Annotated in this window: 15 protein-coding genes and 1 other RNA gene; 12 read left to right on the top strand and 4 right to left on the bottom strand. The window is 35.1% G+C overall.

Annotated features, from left to right (window positions below; all coding sequences use genetic code 11):
* The first annotated feature begins 51 nt into the window (after positions 1 to 51).
* From BST92_RS10530 to BST92_RS10560, 7 genes are all read left to right on the top strand, one after another.
* On the top strand, positions 52 to 1,332 hold the full coding sequence (locus BST92_RS10530) for a hypothetical protein (protein WP_105071413.1): 1,281 nt from the start codon (positions 52 to 54) through the stop codon (positions 1,330 to 1,332).
* 101 nt (positions 1,333 to 1,433) lie between these two features.
* Positions 1,434 to 2,708 (top strand): hypothetical protein, encoded by a 1,275-nt coding sequence (locus BST92_RS10535; RefSeq protein ID WP_105071414.1) that lies wholly within the window; start codon positions 1,434 to 1,436, stop codon positions 2,706 to 2,708.
* Between the two features lie 64 nt (positions 2,709 to 2,772).
* Positions 2,773 to 3,279: a hypothetical protein gene (locus tag BST92_RS10540; RefSeq protein WP_105071415.1), complete on the top strand. Its 507-nt coding sequence runs from the start codon at positions 2,773 to 2,775 to the stop codon at positions 3,277 to 3,279.
* Between the two features lie 51 nt (positions 3,280 to 3,330).
* Positions 3,331 to 4,014: a CsgE family curli-type amyloid fiber assembly protein gene (locus tag BST92_RS10545; protein WP_170061741.1), complete on the top strand. Its 684-nt coding sequence runs from the start codon at positions 3,331 to 3,333 to the stop codon at positions 4,012 to 4,014.
* 11 nt (positions 4,015 to 4,025) lie between these two features.
* Positions 4,026 to 4,445 (top strand): curli production assembly/transport component CsgF, encoded by a 420-nt coding sequence (locus BST92_RS10550; RefSeq protein ID WP_211292480.1) that lies wholly within the window; start codon positions 4,026 to 4,028, stop codon positions 4,443 to 4,445.
* Between the two features lie 17 nt (positions 4,446 to 4,462).
* The gene (locus BST92_RS10555; RefSeq protein ID WP_105071418.1) at positions 4,463 to 5,977 is read left to right on the top strand and encodes a CsgG/HfaB family protein; all 1,515 of its coding nucleotides are present in this window, start codon (positions 4,463 to 4,465) and stop codon (positions 5,975 to 5,977) included.
* 16 nt (positions 5,978 to 5,993) lie between these two features.
* Positions 5,994 to 7,466: a carboxypeptidase-like regulatory domain-containing protein gene (locus BST92_RS10560; protein ID WP_105071419.1), complete on the top strand. Its 1,473-nt coding sequence runs from the start codon at positions 5,994 to 5,996 to the stop codon at positions 7,464 to 7,466.
* A 362-nt stretch (positions 7,467 to 7,828) separates the two neighbouring features.
* Here the strand turns inward: BST92_RS10560 and BST92_RS10565 are convergent, their stop codons facing one another.
* The 3 genes from BST92_RS10565 to BST92_RS10575 are packed head-to-tail and all read right to left on the bottom strand — an operon-like array spanning position 7,829 to position 10,823.
* Complete coding sequence (locus BST92_RS10565; protein WP_105071420.1) at positions 7,829 to 9,367, bottom strand: hypothetical protein; 1,539 nt, start codon at positions 9,365 to 9,367, stop codon at positions 7,829 to 7,831.
* The gene (locus BST92_RS10570) at positions 9,364 to 9,774 is read right to left on the bottom strand and encodes an acyl-CoA thioesterase (protein ID WP_105071421.1); all 411 of its coding nucleotides are present in this window, start codon (positions 9,772 to 9,774) and stop codon (positions 9,364 to 9,366) included. Before BST92_RS10570 ends, BST92_RS10565 begins: the two co-directional genes overlap by 4 nt.
* Complete coding sequence (locus BST92_RS10575; RefSeq protein ID WP_105071422.1) at positions 9,774 to 10,823, bottom strand: glutaminyl-peptide cyclotransferase; 1,050 nt, start codon at positions 10,821 to 10,823, stop codon at positions 9,774 to 9,776. The genes BST92_RS10570 and BST92_RS10575 overlap by 1 nt, the downstream gene beginning before the upstream one ends.
* A gap of 87 nt (positions 10,824 to 10,910) precedes the next feature.
* On the opposite strand from BST92_RS10575, the gene ffs reads away from it, so the two are divergent.
* Both ffs and BST92_RS10585 read left to right on the top strand, forming a co-directional pair.
* Positions 10,911 to 11,010: signal recognition particle sRNA small type (gene ffs, locus BST92_RS10580), an RNA gene on the top strand.
* Between the two features lie 45 nt (positions 11,011 to 11,055).
* Positions 11,056 to 11,859, top strand: coding sequence for an SDR family oxidoreductase (locus BST92_RS10585; RefSeq protein WP_042287955.1), 804 nt, complete (start codon positions 11,056 to 11,058; stop codon positions 11,857 to 11,859).
* Here BST92_RS10585 and BST92_RS10590 read toward each other — a convergent pair.
* A complete protein-coding gene (locus BST92_RS10590) occupies positions 11,856 to 12,548 on the bottom strand; it encodes a Crp/Fnr family transcriptional regulator (RefSeq protein WP_105071423.1) in 693 nt (230 codons plus the stop codon). The genes BST92_RS10585 and BST92_RS10590 overlap by 4 nt on opposite strands.
* A gap of 138 nt (positions 12,549 to 12,686) precedes the next feature.
* Here BST92_RS10590 and BST92_RS10595 point away from each other — a divergent pair, with 138 nt between their 5' ends.
* Genes BST92_RS10595 through ccoN form a run of 3 tightly spaced genes read left to right on the top strand, consistent with a single transcriptional unit; the run spans position 12,687 to position 17,539 of the window.
* Positions 12,687 to 15,089 carry a heavy metal translocating P-type ATPase gene (locus tag BST92_RS10595; RefSeq protein WP_105071424.1) on the top strand — a complete coding sequence of 801 codons (2,403 nt, stop codon included), beginning with the start codon at positions 12,687 to 12,689 and terminating at the stop codon, positions 15,087 to 15,089.
* Positions 15,090 to 15,149: 60 nt separating this feature from the next.
* The gene (ccoS, locus tag BST92_RS10600; protein WP_036581079.1) at positions 15,150 to 15,332 is read left to right on the top strand and encodes a cbb3-type cytochrome oxidase assembly protein CcoS; all 183 of its coding nucleotides are present in this window, start codon (positions 15,150 to 15,152) and stop codon (positions 15,330 to 15,332) included.
* 2 nt (positions 15,333 to 15,334) lie between these two features.
* The gene (ccoN, locus tag BST92_RS10605; protein WP_105071425.1) at positions 15,335 to 17,539 is read left to right on the top strand and encodes a cytochrome-c oxidase, cbb3-type subunit I; all 2,205 of its coding nucleotides are present in this window, start codon (positions 15,335 to 15,337) and stop codon (positions 17,537 to 17,539) included.
* The last annotated feature ends 1 nt before the right edge of the window (position 17,540 follow it).

The raw sequence follows: 17,540 nt of genomic DNA on the forward strand, positions 1-17,540 counted from the left end.
AAATAAGAGTTCTAATATCTCAAACCAATTTAAATCTAAATATCAATAATTATGAAAAGAGTAATTTTAAGTGCTGCGGCACTAGCAATCGGTGGATTTGCATTTGCGCAAACTCCTCAAACAATCACACCAATCGTGCAGCAAACGTCTCCGACAGCAGCAGCTACAGTAGGTGGTAACTATTCTAATATCGACCAAAAAGGAATAGGTAGTGATGCAAAAGTTCAACAACAAGGAACAGCAAACGCTTCATTTATCGAGCAAACAGGAACTGATGTAGCAAATCGCAACTCAGTAGATGTACTACAATGGGGTAATGTACAACCTAGTATAAGTGGACACCTTAACTATTCTGATATCAAGCAAGATGGTGCAGGTAATAATTTTATGGCAACACAACAAGGTGATGAAAATGAAATCTTAGGTTTACAAAATGGATTAGACAATGCTGCACTTGTACAACAAGGAGCAAATACTCCACAACAAGCTCAAAACAATTTAGCTAAAGTAGATCAAGATGGTAAAGATAACTATGCTGAAGTTCAACAACGTTATGATGATAACGAAGCTAGCATCCTTCAAAGAAATGATGCTGTAGCTGGTGTAGGTAACCGTTCTTATCAAGATCAAAGATCAAACCCAAATCAATCTGCAGGACAAGTTGCTATAGGTGAGCAATGGGGTGATAACAATGAGGCTGTACAAATTCAAGATAGTGGTTCTCCTGCATTAGGTGGTGGAAACCATGCTGAAATTCAGCAAGGTGATGCAACTACTGAAGCTACCGGTGCATTTGCACAACAAGTTCAGTCTGGAGCAACTAACGAAGCATATGCTACACAATATCTTTCTAGTGATGAGTCTTACCAAGAGCAATTAGGAACAGACAACAAAGCTGTAGTTGATCAAAACACTGGTGGAATTTCTTCTGGAGGAAACAACTTAGTTGAGCAATTCCAAGATGGAGATCGTAACGAGGCTCGATCTGATCAAAATGGTAACGGTAACACTGTTAACCAAGAGCAATATGGTCAAGATAACTTTTCTAGCGTGAAGCAACGTTATGGACAAGATGCTGGTAACATGGCTACATCTATCCAAGATGGTTCTTTAAACAACTCTGTAATCAACCAACAATCTCATGGAAACATGTCTATGGTAGATCAAACAGGTGATGGACAAACAAGTTTAATCAACCAAAATAACCCAACGACTGGTGCAGCTGCAGCAGCAGGTGGTTATAACAATGCTACAGTTATTCAGAGAAATGCTAACGTGGCATTAACTCCACAAACTAGAAGAATCGCTGCGTCTAAAAGACACACATTTTAATTATTAAACCAGTAGGGACGGTTTAATTTAAATAAGTACTTAAGGATGGTAGTAGTGTCACACCATTACCATCCTTTTATTAATATTTCTAAATATTTATTATGAAAAGCTCAATAATATGCGGTTTATCACTGCTCATTAGTGGTATCGCAATCGCTCAAACATCACAGACACGACAAACAATTGTTGCGCCTGTACAACAAATTTCGCCAACTGCTGGATCAACAGTAGGTGGTAATTATTCAAATATCGATCAAAAAGGAATCGGTAGTGACGCACTAGTTCAACAACAAGGAACTGCTAATGCCTCTTTTATAGAACAAACCGGTACGGATGCCGGTAATCGTAATTCAGTTGATGTCCTTCAATGGGGAAATGTGTCAGCCTTAAGCGGTGAAGAAAATTATTCTGAAATCAAACAAGATGGTGCAGGTAATAACTTCTCAGTATTCCAACAAGGAGACAAGAATGAAGTATTTGGTACTCAAACAGGTATTGATAACACTGCTATTGTTCAACAAGGTGCTAATCTAGCTCAACAAGCTCAAGATAATCTTGCTTTAGTCAATCAAAATGGTAAAGGCAACTTTGCTGAGGTACAACAAAGATTTGATAATAATGAATCTTCAATTACTCAAGATAATGATGCTGTAAATGGAGTAGGAAATAGGTCTTATCAAAGTCAAATCTCTGATGGAAATCAAACACCAGGTCATAAAGCAATAGGTACTCAATATGGAGATGATAATGAAATCGTTCAAAGTCAGGATAGTGATTATCAGCCTTTTGGAGGTGATAACTATGCTGAGGCTAATCAAGGAGATGCTGTATTAACTGCTGAAAGAGCCTTCTCGCAACAAACTCAAAATGGAGGTTATAATAATGTATTTTCTACGCAATATGGTTCAGACAACACTTCTTTTCAAGAACAAAACGGTTTATTAAATACTGCTGAAGTACATCAAAACACGTTATCTACAGGTGGAGATAATTATGCAGAACAGTACCAAATAGGAGGTTTTAACGAGGCTTATATTGAACAAGATGGACAGAATCATTCTGCAAATCAAGAACAATATGGGGTGTTTAATGAATCAGTTGTTATACAAAATGGTGGACAGCTTACAGGAAATCAAGCGCTTACTATTCAAAGTGGAATTAGCAACAATTCTTACGTAAATCAAATGGCTAATGGAAATATTGCAGATGTTGATCAGCTAGGAATGAATCATGTGTCTGTTATTAATCAAAATAGTCTAGGAACTTCGGCTGGTACAGGCGGTAGTAATTCAGCTACTGTTACTCAAAGAAATGCAAACGTTTCTTTAAATCGTCAAACTCAACGTGCTGCTGCTACCAAGTCTCACACATTTTAATATTGCTTAATTACTTGAACTGAGAAGCCCTTATGGGCTTTTCGGTTAATTAAAAACTATCATTATGAAAAATATACTTTTCTTACTCATTTTCTCTGCATTTACAACGTTTGGTCAGACTTATGTAGATGATAGTCAAGTAATCAATACAGCAAATTTACAAACTGTAAATGCACAGCTCAATTTAGCTTCTGACCAAAATTCATCTGCAACTACGACAACTCAATTTGTTAACCAAAATAGTGTGTTTATTGAACAAGTAGGTACAAGTAATAACGCTACCGTAAGCGTTTCATCAGATGATAGTCAGATTAATGTTTATCAAAATGGAACTCTTAATAGCACTGTTTTAAATCACACTGCAGATCGCATTAGGCAAAATATTGTACAAATAGGAAATGCTAATGTAGTATACGACTATAGTACTATTAGTGCTGCAAACCATTCATTAGACATTATTCAGAATGGAAATTTTAATACATCCATTACAGCAGGTTCCAATGCTATATCTGAAAATATGAGAATTAATCAGACAGGAAATGGTAGGTCTGTGTTTGTAATTAACTTTTAAGATATAATGAAGGTTCTCTTAAACATAATATTTTTCTTAACCTGTTGTTTTTTGCACGCTCAAGCGCAAGAGCAAAAATCATATTATAATCAAGAGATAAGTGGAGAGTTATTCTTAGAACAGAAAGGAGATTATGTTTCCATTCAAGGAGTGGCTTCAAATCTTACAGATGTTTCTGCCAGTATACGATATGAACTTACCGTGTTTAAAAAGGACAGTCTAAACAATACCTCTAAAAACAAGCAAGAAGGGCGCGGTGTTTTAAACGCAAAGACTAAAGCGATTCTATCCACTACAACCGTTAATATTAACAACCCATCAAAAATTACCATCATGTTGCTTATATATGATCTAAATAATAAGCTAGTAGGTAAAGCGGTACAAGTGTTAAAGGAGAATTCTCTTCAACTTGAAAAAAAAGAAATAGTTTCTAATGATGGCGTTGAAATAAGAGGAATTGTTATTGAAAAAACAAGGACTAAACCTGCTAGAGACTTCTATGATTATTTCTATGGAGAATATCACAAATACAAAATTAATGGTAATCGCATTGTTACCGTAGAGGAGGAATTTGGTCAAGGGAGAAATTCATTGATTAAAGTTACCGTAGGTAGAGAAGTTGTTTATCAATTTTTTGTAACACCTAAAAAGAAGTACATGAAACAGATGGCAGATAATGCCATACGCTCTGTTTTTCAAAAGTTTTTACAACTTAATAAAGAAGAAACTAATTAAATAAATATATCATGCTCACAAAATCTACAACATTGCTCTCGTTGTTATTTTTAGTTCTTGCTTACACGGCTTGCAACGCACAACAATTTACTTATAAACCTATTAATCCAGCTTTTGGAGGAGATACGTTTAACTATCAATGGTTGATACAAAGTGCTGAAGCACAAAACAAATTTACAGATCCAGCAGAATCTGCAATAGATGATACGTCGGAACTAGATGCCTTTACAGAAGGCTTAAATCGACAACTGCTTAGTGGATTTTCACGTCAAATTTTAAATCTACAATTAGGAGACGAAGAATTAAGACCAGGTGTTTTCACTATAGGTTCTTATGAAGTTGAAGTTTTAGAATCTTTGGAAGGTCTAGTGGTCAATCTTTTAGATACTAATACAGGAGATCAAACCCAAATTATTATACCTAATAATTAGGTTTAAAGAACTCTACTATGAAATCTTATAAAAACATCATGATTCTCATGATGCTTACCATGCTATTAACGGCTTGTGGAGCATATATGAATCAGCCTATGGGAACTCAACCAGCCCGTATAGGTGAAGCGACAGAAGTCTCTAAGAGATTAATCGCTCTACCAGAGCCTAGTGCACCAGCAGTTGTCGGTGTCTATGAATTTGAAGATCAAACTGGTCAATTCAAACAATCAGAAAATGGAAGCACCTTCAGTAACGCTGTTACCCAAGGTGGAACAACCATATTAGTAAAAGCGCTAGAGGACTCAAAATGGTTTACACCTATTGAAAGAGAGAATCTAGGGAACTTACTTCAAGAACGTAATATTATACTCAATACCAGAAAAGATTATGCAGCGCGCAGTAATACACAAGTTAAAGAATTAGATCCATTACTATATGCAGGCGTGCTTATAGAAGGAGGAATTGTTTCTTATGACACTAACGTGTTAACGGGTGGTGCCGGTGCGAGATATTTTGGCGCTGGTGGTTCTACAAAGTATAGACAAGATCGTGTGACCGTTTATTTAAGAGCCGTTTCTACAAAAACGGGTAAAATTATGAAAACCGTTTATGTGTCAAAAACAATCTATTCTCAAGCAGTAGATGCAAGTCTATTTAGATACGTTAGTTTTAAAAGATTATTAGAAGCTGAAACTGGATTTACTAGAAATGAACCTGGACAGCTAGCCGTTAAAGAGGCTATTGAAAAAGCAGTCGAGGCTCTTATAATTGAAGGTATTGATGCACAATTATGGTATCCTAAAGGAGGAAAACCCGTAGCTGATCAAATGATAGCAGCTTATAAAGAAGAAAAATCTGTTGCAGAAAATACTGATGTGTATCAACGCAATATGCTTGATAGACGCAGCAAGTGGCGAGTTGACGCCGGTGCAGGTGGTACATTAATTAATGGTGATTACCCTAATTCTTATTATGAATATGCTGCCACACTAGGTGTACAGTACAATTTTTCACCTTATGTAGGTATTCATGCGTCAGTGCATAAATTCAGATTGAAAAACACAGATCTATTTAATCGAGAATTTGCTGCGTCAGAACTTAATGTGCATTTAACCATGCTACCTTATGATAAATTCACTCCTTATATATATGGAGGTGCAGGTTTAAATCATGCTAACTTTTTTGAACAAAACGATGTAAAGGCGCAAGCAGGATTAGGTCTTGAATATACAATTTCACCATCCTTAGGTATAAAATTATATGCAGACTATAATGCTGTGTTATCAGATGATTTAGACTATGTCGTGGCAGGACAGCGAGATGATCATTACCTCAAATTTGGCCTTGGTGTGAATATCTATTTAGGTGGTAATGAAGCAAAGGATAATGATGAAAAACGTAAAATGAGAAAATACCGTCGTACACAACGACGTATAGAAAAAATGAAACTAAGAGTTCAGGCAGAGCAAGAAGTTGCTGGAGACACGCTTTCGCGAAAGCGTAATAACTCAAACTTCCCTAACCCATAATTAAAAGATAGAAAAAATGAAATTACTGCAATATATAGCTGGAATTACCATCCTACTTTTAGTGTCGGGATGTAGCGAGGATAAATTACAAATTAACGGTAAAGGAACTTTAAAAGGTCGGGTAGTAGCTGCCGAGACATTTTTACCACAAGAAAATGTGAAAATATCAACTAATCCCAATACAAACACTGTTTTTACTGATGCTGATGGATTATTTGAATTTGAACTAGATAATGGTCAGTATTCTGTGCAGGCAGAGAAAGATGGCTTTTTAACAGACTTTGAGAGTGCTACAGTTGAGGTGGATGAAACAGTTGAAATTGTTTTTGAGTTACAAGTTGAGACTGCAAATAATAGAGCGCCAGATACTCCTGTACTAGTATCACCAGCAGATAACGAGGTCGACGTATCGTCTAATGTAACACTAGAATGGCTAGCAACTGATCCTGAAGATGATGAATTAACCTTTACAGTAGAACTGAGAAACACTTCAGATAATACAGTCGAAATATTTGAGGATATCACAGAGCCTATGCTGGACGTTACTCTGGATTTTGGTACTACATATTTATGGCAAGTAAGAGCAGACGATGGCATTAACCAGACCATTAATAGTGCTTTATTTTCTTTTAGTACTTCAGATTTCCCGACCAATAGATTTCTATATGTACGTAAGGTGAACGGTAATAATGTTATTTACAGTAGTGATGAGAATGGAACAGAAGTAGCGCTTACCACTACAACTACTAATAGCTGGCGACCTAGAGTGAATCGACAAGCTAATAAAATTGCTTTTTTAAGAAGTGTAGGTGCACAGGTGCATGTGTTTACTATGAATTTAGATGGGTCACAGGTGCAGCAAGTAACATCTACTGTTGCCGTTGCAGGTTTTAACCTAGATGAGGTCGATATATCATGGGCGACTAATGGATCATTAATTTATTATCCATCGTTAGATAAATTATATGCCATACAACCTAGTGGTGCTGGTCTAACTCAATTTTATCAAACTACTAATGGTAATATCATTACCGATGTAGATGTTAATGAGCCTAGAATAGCGGTGAAAACTAATGATTTTGCAGGTTACAACGTTGAAATTTTGATACTAGATATGCAGGCTGCTGTAGTGCAAACCGTTTTAAGTGGTATGCCTGGTGCTGCTGGTAGTATAGATTTAAGTGCAGACAACTCTACCATATTATATTCTAGAGATGTTACTGGTTTTGAAAACATTGCTTATAGACAGCTAGACTCTAGGCTCTTTGTTTACAATTTAAATACGTTACAAGAAATAGAGGTTTCATATAATAAACCTGCAGGGACAAATGATCTTGATGCTCGATTCTCTCCTACAGAAGGCTTAGTGATATGTAAAAACCAAGATAATGATGGAAACTCTGCTCCTATAATACAAACTCTAGAATTAACTATAGCAGACACTAGAGAAGATTTATTTACGAATGCTATAATGCCAGATTGGGAATAGGCGCTCTTTATCCTTATGTAGTAAATGCGTTATCTACATAGTGGACTTGAGTCCCTGAGCAAGATTCAAATATGTCTAGGGTAACTAACTATGATACTTACGCAATTATCAATAGTTCTGTGCCTATTCCGTTTTGGTATTTATTTTAAAAGGTAATGCCCAGTAAGAATGTAGGGATTCTTAACTGGGCATTTATCATTTCTAAATATCTTGAAAAGAAATATATTCTTGTTTAAGATGAGACAAACATATACTTTAATCTGTTGTCTCACAACATTTTTAAGACATTTTGACGTTTAAAGGTCGTATTTAACAGATTTTTGGTAGTAAATGCCCTTTTAGTCGATGTTTTAGTCGATGGATTATCCAGCACTAAGATCTATAGATTCATAAGCACCTGCATCAGGTGCAGTACTTCTAGAATTACCTAAGATATCATTACTGGTTGCAGTAACAGGATTTGCAATTCCGTTGGCACCACTGGAATTATCTATTTGTAGACCGTTGTTATCCTCGTCTCTAAATACTGGGTCTACGTTTAAAACATTTTGATTAAACAAGTTAGTATTTGAAAAATCATAATTAGGGAATCCTACAAAATCATCAAATCGATCATTAAATTTTAATAAGGAATGGTCAAAACTAAAATTGAATTGAGACACACCATCATCAGCTAGAATAAATTCTATATCGCGATCTCCATAGATGATACAATTTGAGAATTGAGCGTTTACTAAATCTTCAGTTAAGTCCGTATTAGGAATTATGTTTGAAATAAATAGGGTGGGATCTTGTCTAAAGCTATTATTCCAATAATTTGCAATCGTACAGTTGTTAAAGGTATAATCTCCACCTAATCGCAGCACAACTGATGACTGACCCGAATTGTTAACTACCATATTATTAGCTTCAATATGACCAGTAGTTCCTATTAAACCAGAGTTTGAACTGTTATAAATTTGTGTGTTATTAATCTTAAGTGTAGCACCGTTTGAGGCAGCATTACTATTATCCATTATGATTCCTACGCTAGCGTTTTTTATAGTAGCGTTATTTATAATATTATCCTTGCTACCATCAGTAAGCCATATTGCACCCCATTGACCAGCTACATCTGCATATACAGGTTCTAAACGATCACCTTCAAAAATGACTTCGTTCTCTAACTCATCTGTTGTAGAAGGTAAGCCGTTAACTTGCAGACTACCTTCATTAGCGACAATAATACCACTTTCATTATGAAAATGTAGTCTTGCTCCAGCTTCAATCATTAATGTCTTATTGGGCGGTACACCAGCATATCCATAAATCACATAGGGCTTTGCTGCTGTTAATGTTAATTCAGTATCATCTAGAAAGAAACCGCTTATTCTTATTTCCTCACCGTCATCTGTGGTACCTAGTAAAAGAGTCTCTTCTATACCTTGTGCATCTCTTTCGGGAAATAGAAATATGGCATCTTGGACCAGCGTTACTAGTTCAACTACTTGCTGGTTAGGTCCATTATCAAATTCTATGGTGTCGGTATATAAAAATTCATCTCCTGAAGAGAAGTCATTAATATCAATTGTGGTCTCTACAAATACAAAAAGAGAATCTTTGGCAAGTAATTCTACATCTTCAAAGATGCGGCCTGGTACACCATCTACAGCGAGTCTATATTTTGAGTTTTCGCCTTGAGCGAGAGCAACACGAGGAATAACAATGTCATTACTACTGTTATTATAAACTTTAAATGTACGAGTACTCGATCCTATATTAGTAAATACAGTATCTAAGAAAACGGTGTCTTGAGAAAAGCCTAAATCTCCAGTACTGTTTGAAAAAGCAAAATCATCTCTACAAGAAGCAAAGATGATACACAGGATAAGAGACGGAATGATTATAAAGTATTTCTTCATGTAAGTGTTTCAAAAAGGTCTCTTAACTCTTGAGATATTTTTACCGGTTTCCCTTTTTTATTTATCGCACACCATACAGATTTAGTTTTAACTAACAACTGTTCTGTAGTGGCATTATATATTTCTATAAAACGCTCGTATTTTACGTTTGTTGCCTGACCTACTTGAGTTTTTATCAAGATAGTATCGCCTAAAAACGCTGCAGCTTTATATTCTAGGTTATGTTTAATCATTACCCAGTCAAATTGTTTTTTTAAAGCCTCTGTACCTACTGTTAACCAGTGTTCTATGGCAATTTCATTAGCCCATTGATTATACACCACATTATTAACATGGTTAAGATCATCAATTTCTGCATCTGTAACCTTTCTAGTTACTGTATATGTTGGTAAATCTGCGCTAATCACTATTTCTTAATTTTAATTTCAAACATCTTATCCCATCTCTTACCAGTTACAAAAATAGTACCGCTCTTAGGGTTGAAAGCAATTCCATTAAGTACGTTATCATCCTTATTTGCATTGGGAATTTGAGCAGTTAATGATTTTAAATCTACAATACCTTCTACGACACCAGTTTTTGGGTTGATAATTGTTATACCATTGGTTTGATACACATTTGCATATATTTTACCATCAATCCACTCTAGTTCATTAATTTTTGTAATACTATTTTTAGTAGATACGACTTGTACATAACTTAACTCTTCAAAAGTTATTGGGTCGATCTTCCATATTTTATCAGTACCATCACTCTTGTATAAATATTTACCATCATTACAAAGTCCCCAACCTTCTTTACTGCGACCATATTTAAACTCATCGATACGATTAAGAGATAGATCATAGACATATCCATATCCAGCTTGCCACGATAATTGATAAATTTTATCATTAAGAATCGTCATACCTTCTGCAAATATGTGGTCTGGTAATTCAAACTTCTTTAAAGCCTCTCCTGTATTTACATCTGTAATTCTTAGGTCACTTTCTTTAAACTGTCCGGTACTCTCATAAAGTGAGTCGCCATAAAACTCAAGCCCTTGCGTATACGATTCTGTTTTATGAGGATAAGTAGCAATTTCTTCTATTTGATAAACTTTTACATTATTAGGAGCTAATCTTGTGATGTGTGCAGACTTTGTTACCATCTTTCCATCTTTATATATGGACGCTTCAAATGTAAGTTTACCATAAGGTTGTGTACTCAGCTTTCGCGAAAGCGTAATACTATTTTCACCTTCAACTTTACCAGCATTTATATGCCAAATGATGCTATCATTTCCTATTTCTGAGGCATCGATAACTGATAAATTGATCGAATCTGAGTTGGTGTAAGAATTTTTAGGATTAGTTATCTCTAAACTATAATTGTCTTTAAAGGTATCGATATCATTCTTACAGGCTGTTAACGAGATGGTTGCTAGTAAGATTATAGCGGCATTTTTCCAGTTCATATATGGTTTTTAAGAGGTCGAAATATAACGATAAAATTGCTTGCTTAAAATCTTTGCAAAGTATAAACTAGGTATTATATTTGCACCTGGCAAGTCCTACACAACTAGCTCCTGTTGAACTCCTCCAGGGCGGGAACGCAGCAAAGGTAAGCGGTCGTAGCAGTGTGATGTAGGTAGCTTGCCTTTTTTTGTGTCCAATACTCAAATCTAATCATCTCAATAATAGGTTGTTATGAATAAAGTTGTTCTTGTAACCGGCGGTTCTAGCGGTATAGGAAAGTCTATTTCTATTTATCTTAAAAGTAAAGGTTATACTGTTTATGGAACGAGTAGAAATCCTAATCGGTATCCAGACAGTCCTATAAATCTAGTTGCTATGGATGTTAAAGATCCTATCTCTATTAAGGAGGCTGTTGTTGAGATTATTGATAAAGAAAGTAAAATAGATATCCTTATTAATAACGCTGGAGTAGGTATTACCGGTCCCGTAGAGGAAACGCCTATTGAAGAAATACATGGCGCGATGGATACAAATTTCTATGGTCCATTGCGTGTGCTGCAAGCTGTATTACCATATATGAGGAAACAACAGTCTGGTAGAGTTATTAATATTACCAGTATCGCTGGTTATATGGGATTACCTTATCGAGGAATTTACAGCGCTAGTAAAGGAGCTTTAGAAATCGTTACCGAGGCGTATCGTATGGAGTGTGCTCATTTAAATATACATTTTAGCAATGTAGCGCCGGGAGATTTTGCTACTAATATTGCAGCAGGTCGTTTTCATGCGCCAGTTATAGAAGGTAGTGATTATGCTATTGGATATTCTAAAACTTTAAAGCTTATTGATGAGCATGTCGATGATGGTAGTGACCCTATGGAAGTCGCCTATAAGATTTATGATATCCTACAAGAAAAAAATCCTGGAATACACTATAAGGTAGGTAGTTTTTTACAGAAATTTTCAATTGTTCTCAAAAAAATATTGCCTGAAAAGCGTTATGAAAAAATGCTCAAGAAACATTACAAGCTTTAAAAGTCTTTAGTCAACTCTTCTAGAGCGTCAAGTTGTATAATTTTGATGTTTTTTCCTTGTGTTGTAATGTAACCTTTCTTTTTAAAGTCAGATAATAGCCTAATGCATGATTCTGTTGCAGTGCCTATAGCTGCGGCGAGATCTTCTCTAGATAATACCAAGGTTAAATCACCTGTAGCTGGATCCTCACCAAATTGTTTTTTAAGATATAATAATGATTGAGCCAGACGTTGTTTTACAGTTTTCTCAGATAAATTTACAATCATATCGTCTGCAATCTTTAATTCTGTAGCCATGGTGATAAGTAATTCTTTTACAAAAAGAGGATTATTAGCGATTCGATTTTTAATAGCAGACTTAGGTATATAACACACTTCCATATCGTTAAGTGCCGTTGCGCTTAAATTTGCATTCTCATCACATACTATAGATCGTTGTCCTAGAATCTCTCCTTTGGAGGCGATTTTTACAATTTGATCACGGCCAGATGCTGTTATCTTAGATAGCTTTGTAGCCCCATTACGTAAACAATATATACCACTTAAACGTTGTCCTTCTTTAAAGATCATTTCACCTTTTGAAATAGATTGAAGTTCTTTAATGGTATTAATTTCAGCAAGATCTTCTGCGTTTAATACTCTTAGAGCATTGTATTGTCTTATGACACAGTTTTCACATTTTGTACTCATCGTATTATTAGATTGGGCTAATACAAAATTAAAGTATGTAGAAAATTAAAGTCTATTTCTTAATGTGATAATTGTCATGTTTTAAAACTGTTTTTAAAATGAAATTTGCACTAGGTATAATGAGCAAATAAATAAATTATGGATAATTGTTTCCATTGTGGAGATCCATGCATTGAACAAACTATCGCACATGATGAGAAGAAGTTTTGTTGTAATGGATGCAAACTGGTTTATGAAATACTAAGTGATAATGATTTAGGTAATTATTATAATATTGAGAATAATCCAGGTACATCTCCTTCTTTTTCAAAAGATAAATTCAACTTTCTTGAAAATGAAGAAATAGTTCAAAAATTACTGGAGTTCAATGAGCAAGATGTTCAAGTGGTTCAATTATCTATACCGTCAATACATTGTAGTTCTTGTATATGGGTATTAGAAAATTTACAACGTATTCATCATGGAGTTAAGTCTTCTCAAGTAGATTTTCCTAAAAAAACTGTAAGAGTTACCTTTAATTCAAATGAATTAGAACTTAAAGCACTAGCGATATTACTTGCTTCAATTGGTTATGAGCCTTATATATCATTAGATGATTATGAAGAAAAAGATAAAAAAGTTGATCGCTCTTTAATCTATAAATTAGGTGTAGCAGGATTTGCTTTTGGGAACGTGATGTTTTTATCATTCCCAGAGTATTTTGAGGTTCAAGAGTTTTGGTTAGATCAGTTTAAGGGGCTTTTCCGCTGGATGATGTTTGCTTTTTCTTTACCAGTAGTTTTCTATGCAGGTATAGATTATCTTAAATCTGCTTATAAAGGGATTAAGTCTGGTGTTTTAAATATCGATATTCCTATCGCTTTAGGGATTGTAGTGTTATTTGTACGTAGTACGATTGAGATCGTTTTTGATTTAGGTACTGGTTTTTTAGATAGTCTTACTGGTTTAGTATTCTTTCTATTATTAGGCCGTTTTTTCCAGCAACGTACCTATGCATACCTCTCTTTTGATAGAGATTTCAAATCTTATTTTCCTATTGCAGTAACTAGATTACTTAAAAAAGATGGTCTTGTAGATGAAGATCAAGTACCTATTTATAAAATCGAAAAAGGAGATAGACTACTGATAAGATCTGGTGAGATTTTACCAGTAGATGCTGTTTTATTAAGCGATAAAGCCTCGATGGATTATAGTTTTGTAACGGGTGAATCTGATCATATCACTAAATATTTAGGAGAGGTACTATACGCTGGTGGTAGGCAGCAATCAGGGCTAATAGAGGTAGAAGCTATAAAAAATGTAGAGCAAAGTTATTTAACCAGTCTGTGGAGTAATGATGTTTTTAAGAAAAAACGCCACTCTAGTTTTCAAACACTAGTCGATCGTATCTCAAAAAAATTTACAGTTACCATTATTACTATAGCGGTAATAGGAGCTTTCATATGGTTATTTATTAATCCACTCATTGCTATTAATGTGTTCACAGCGGTTTTAATTGTTGCTTGTCCTTGTGCTATTGCTTTATCTACTCCATTTACAATGGGTAATATGTTGCGCATTTATGGTCATATGGGATTGTATCTTAAAGAGTCTGTTATCATTGAGCGCATGTCACAAATTGATACCATAGTATTTGATAAAACAGGTACTATTACAACGAGCTCTAGCTCGCAAATAGAATATCAAGGTGATCCTTTAAATGAATTTGAAGAAAAAAATCTAGCAAGTACTTTGCGCGGTTCTAACCATCCATTGAGTAGAGCGCTGTACAACGAGCTTAAAAAAAATGATATCCTGCCTGCTTTAGATGATTTTAAAGAAGTGGCTGGAAAAGGACTGATATCTAGAATAGATAAAGAGGTAATTAAGGTAGGTTCGCCATCGTTTACTGCATCTCAAATAGCTCAAAACGAGCATGTAGAAACGGCAGTTCATATCAATTTTAATCAACAATACAAGGGGAAATATACTTTTAAGAATAAGTATAGAACTGGTGTAGATACCCTATTTAAACGATTGTCAAAACACTATAAATTACATGTTGTATCTGGTGATAATGCAGGAGAAAAAAAACATCTCAAGGAACTATTACCATCTGATGTGATACTTAAATTTAATCAACAACCAGAACAAAAGCTTAATTATATCAAAGATCTACAATCGCAGGGCGCTAGAGTAATGATGGTAGGTGATGGATTAAACGATGCTGGCGCACTTGCACAGTCAGATGTAGGTATTTCAATAGCCGAAAACGTAAACGTTTTCACACCAGCCTGTGATGCTATTATGGATGCAAGTATCATAGACCGTATGGATGATGTGATCACGCTTTCGCGAAAAGCGGTAAACATCATCAATTGGTGTTTTATCCTGTCATTATTCTATAATCTTATAGGTATTTCAATCGCTTTAAGCGGCAATTTAACACCTGTAATGGCAGCTGTTTTAATGCCGTTAAGTTCATTGAGTGTTGTTGTATTTACTACAGTTATGACTAATTATTTAGGTAGAAAAATATCTAATAAAACTTCTCAAAACTGATAATTGTCATGTTTTAAGGAAGGCGGTAGAAATATTTTTGTAACGATAATTCAAAGAGGTATGAGTATCATATATATGTTATTAGCAGTGAGTGTGGTCGTAGCACTACTATTTTTTGTTCTATTTATAGTGTCTGTAAAGGATGGACAATATGATGATACGTACACGCCTAGTGTGCGCATGCTATTTGATGACGAAGTCGTTAAAACTAAAGAAGAAAACAACCAAATTAATTCAAAATAATTATGCAATTAGAACAATTCCATTACGATAATAAAATCGTTAAGAATTTCCTTTATGCGACCATACTTTGGGGTGTCGTAGGGATGACAGTCGGTTTATTACTGGCGTTTATGTTTCTTTTTCCTAACTTGACAGATGGCATTTCATGGCTTAGTTTCGGTAGGTTGAGACCACTTCATACTAACGCGGTGATATTTGCCTTTGTTGGTAACGCTATTTTTGCAGGTGTATATTATTCTACCCAGCGTTTACTTAAAGCACGTATGTGGAGTGACTTTTTATCTAAGGTCAACTTTTGGGGATGGCAATTAATTATTGTAGCTGCTGCCATTACTTTACCATTAGGTATGACGTCTTCAAAAGAATATGCAGAGCTTGAATGGCCTATTGATATTGCGATTGCATTAATTTGGGTTGCTTTTGGTGTTAACCTTATCGGTACACTTATAAAAAGACGACAACGTCACTTATATGTTGCGATCTGGTTTTATATAGCCACTTTTGTCACTGTAGCAGTATTGCATATTTTCAATAGTATGGCCTTGCCAGTAAATATGTTTAAGAGTTATTCTGCATATGCTGGTGTGCAAGATGCGCTAGTACAATGGTGGTATGGTCATAATGCGGTAGCATTTTTCTTAACAACACCATTTTTAGGATTGATGTATTACTTTGTACCTAAAGCTGCAAATAGACCAGTTTATTCTTATAGATTATCTATTATTCACTTTTGGTCTTTGATATTTATCTATATCTGGGCAGGTCCTCACCATTTATTATATAGTGCCTTACCAGACTGGGCGCAAAATCTAGGTGTAGCGTTTTCTGTAATGTTAATTGCGCCATCATGGGGTGGAATGATTAATGGATTACTAACACTGCGAGGTGCATGGGATAAAGTGCGTACCAGTCCAGTATTAAAATTTATGGTTGTAGCTATTACAGGTTATGGGATGGCAACTTTTGAAGGACCTATGTTATCTCTTAAAAATGTAAATGCGATAGCTCACTTCTCTGACTGGATTATTGCCCACGTTCACGTCGGTGCATTAGCATGGAATGGATTTATGACTTTTGGTATTATTTATTATTTAGTGCCTATTCTTTTTAAAACAAAATTAGCATCTACTAAACTAGCAAACTTTCACTTTTGGATAGGTACTTTAGGTATCATTCTCTATGCATTACCTATGTATGTAGCTGGATTTGTACAAGCGTTTATGTGGAAACAATTTAATCCAGATGGTACACTTGCTTATGGTAATTTCTTAGAAACGGTAAATGAAATTATGCCTATGTATTGGATGCGTGCTATAGGAGGTACATTATATATTGCTGGTATGCTTGTATTAGTATACAATGTAATTATGACGGTTAGACAAGGTAGTAAAGTTACAGATGAACTAGTAGAGGCTGCACCATTAACTCGCGTTTCTAAAAAGAGAACAGCTAGTGAAGGATGGCACACCTGGTTAGAAAGAAAGCCTTTGAAAATGACATTGTACTCAACTATTGCCATATTAATAGGTGGGCTGGTACAAATTGTACCTTCATTAATGGTAGATGATTATATACCAGTTATCTCTAGTGTTAAGCCATATACCCCATTAGAATTAGAAGGTAGAGATATTTACATTAGGGAAGGTTGTGTGGGATGTCACTCGCAAATGATTAGACCTTTCCGTAGTGAGGTAGAACGATATGGAGAATATTCCAAAGCTGGAGAATATGTATACGATCATCCTTTCTTATTTGGCTCTAAAAGAACTGGACCAGATTTAATGAGAGTAGGTGGGAAGTATAACGATAACTGGCACTTAAATCACTTTTATGATCCGCAAACGACTAGTTCTGGTTCTATTATGCCATCATATAAATGGTTAATAGAAAACGAGCATGATCGCAGTCAGACTCAAGAAAAAATGGAGGTAATGGTAAGTCTAGGCGTGCCTTACTCACCAGCAGATATTGAGAACGCACCAGAGACAATGGCGGCTCAAGCTTTAAAGATTGAAATGAGCTTAATGAATGATCCAGACTTTGCAAAAATCTATAATGCAGATAAAAAATATGCCGAAGAAAATGGAGAAGAATTTGTTGAAATGAGAGATAGAGAAGTAGTTTCTATTATTGCTTATTTACAACGATTAGGAACAGACATTAAGGTGAAAAATGCTGAGGCTTTAAGTGTTAATCAAAACGACTAAA

Source organism: Nonlabens arenilitoris (genome assembly GCF_002954765.1).
Taxonomy (GTDB): Bacteria; Bacteroidota; Bacteroidia; order Flavobacteriales; family Flavobacteriaceae; genus Nonlabens; species Nonlabens arenilitoris.

Coding starts and splice junctions, on each gene's coding strand:
- BST92_RS10555 (WP_105071418.1), top strand. CDS start 4,463: ATGAAATCTTATAAAAACATCATGATTCTCATGATGCTTACCATGCTA.
- BST92_RS10540 (WP_105071415.1), top strand. CDS start 2,773: ATGAAAAATATACTTTTCTTACTCATTTTCTCTGCATTTACAACGTTT.
- BST92_RS10585 (WP_042287955.1), top strand. CDS start 11,056: ATGAATAAAGTTGTTCTTGTAACCGGCGGTTCTAGCGGTATAGGAAAG.
- BST92_RS10535 (WP_105071414.1), top strand. CDS start 1,434: ATGAAAAGCTCAATAATATGCGGTTTATCACTGCTCATTAGTGGTATC.
- ccoN (WP_105071425.1), top strand. CDS start 15,335: ATGCAATTAGAACAATTCCATTACGATAATAAAATCGTTAAGAATTTC.
- BST92_RS10590 (WP_105071423.1), bottom strand. CDS start 12,548: ATGAGTACAAAATGTGAAAACTGTGTCATAAGACAATACAATGCTCTA.
- BST92_RS10550 (WP_211292480.1), top strand. CDS start 4,026: ATGCTCACAAAATCTACAACATTGCTCTCGTTGTTATTTTTAGTTCTT.
- ccoS (WP_036581079.1), top strand. CDS start 15,150: ATGAGTATCATATATATGTTATTAGCAGTGAGTGTGGTCGTAGCACTA.
- BST92_RS10575 (WP_105071422.1), bottom strand. CDS start 10,823: ATGAACTGGAAAAATGCCGCTATAATCTTACTAGCAACCATCTCGTTA.
- BST92_RS10560 (WP_105071419.1), top strand. CDS start 5,994: ATGAAATTACTGCAATATATAGCTGGAATTACCATCCTACTTTTAGTG.
- BST92_RS10595 (WP_105071424.1), top strand. CDS start 12,687: ATGGATAATTGTTTCCATTGTGGAGATCCATGCATTGAACAAACTATC.
- BST92_RS10565 (WP_105071420.1), bottom strand. CDS start 9,367: ATGAAGAAATACTTTATAATCATTCCGTCTCTTATCCTGTGTATCATC.
- BST92_RS10530 (WP_105071413.1), top strand. CDS start 52: ATGAAAAGAGTAATTTTAAGTGCTGCGGCACTAGCAATCGGTGGATTT.